Raw genomic sequence first — 1,193 nt, 5'->3', positions numbered from 1 at the left:
GGCTTCCTGGTCTGCTCGATCATGAGCGGACAATCCCACAGTCTCACGGAAATTGTCTTTTGGCGCTTCATGCAAGGGGCTTTGGGGGCATCGCTCGTACCGGTCGGACAGGCGATTTTGGTAGAAGCCTATCCTCGGGAAAAACGAGGAGTAGCCATGGCGACTTTGGGTATGGGTACCATGCTCGGTCCGATTGTTGGCCCCGTGCTCGGTGGCTATCTCACCCAGGACCTTTCCTGGCGCTGGTGTTTTTACGTCAATATTCCCATTGGCCTCATCGCGTTCACCATGCTGTTGCTATACATTCCCAGTTTCGGCAAAAGCGACAAGCCCCGGCCAATTGATTGGCTGGGTTTTGTCTGGATGGCCATCGGTCTGGGGGCCTTGCAGATGATGCTCAGCCTCGGAGATCAGGATGGCTGGCTCAGTTCTCGTTTCATCATCATTTTGATGCTGCTGGCGGGCATGGGGATTTTGCTGTTTGTACTGCGCTCGCTCAATGTTTCCCATCCACTGGTGAATTTGCGTCTCCTTAAAGATCGCTCCCTGACTCTGGGCAGTGCAGGAATCGGTTTATTCGGTTTGGCGCTTTATGGAACCATGGTGATATTGCCCATCTACCTGCAAGATTATATGGGCTATGAAGCGCAAACCGCAGGGCTGGTCATGGCCCCGCAAGGGATAGGCTCCTGGGTTTCCATGTGGATGGCAGGCAGACTGCTTAATCGCGGGGCCAATCCGCGCTGGATGATTCTGGCGGGAATCGGTCTGGGGGCCACGGGCACCTGGTTGAGTCTCTCCTACAACCTGCAGGTGAGCCCTTTCTGGATAATCTGGCCTGGGGTTATCCGTGGTCTCGGCCTGGGCCTGGTATCCATTCCTCTATTCACACTGGCTTTTGCAACCCTGAGCAAAGAACAGACACCCGAAGGATCGGGGATATTCAATCTGATGCGTAATCTGGGGGGCTCTGTGGGTATTGCTATCATCTCCACCATCATGACGGAAGAAGCCCAGGAGGCCTGGAATCAGATGGGTGGACATATCAATCCGTTCAGCGCGGCACTACCCCGCTATATGCGTGATGCGGGATTACATCAGGGAACGCTGGCTTGGCAGGTACTGGGACAAACTCTGGCGCAACATGCAGCAATGCGGGGGATACTGGATGCATTCACGTTCCTTTTCTGGAG

Annotated in this window: 1 protein-coding gene; it reads left to right on the top strand. The window is 54.7% G+C overall.

What is annotated here, in order from left to right:
- Window positions 1-1,193 (top strand): DHA2 family efflux MFS transporter permease subunit (locus BLW97_RS18255; RefSeq protein WP_075324189.1); only part of this gene is annotated, 1,193 nt, incomplete at both ends.

The organism is Acidithiobacillus albertensis (assembly GCF_001931655.1).
In the GTDB taxonomy this organism is placed as follows: domain Bacteria; phylum Pseudomonadota; class Gammaproteobacteria; order Acidithiobacillales; family Acidithiobacillaceae; genus Acidithiobacillus; species Acidithiobacillus thiooxidans.
This window is presented reverse-complemented; position numbering and strand designations above follow the sequence as displayed.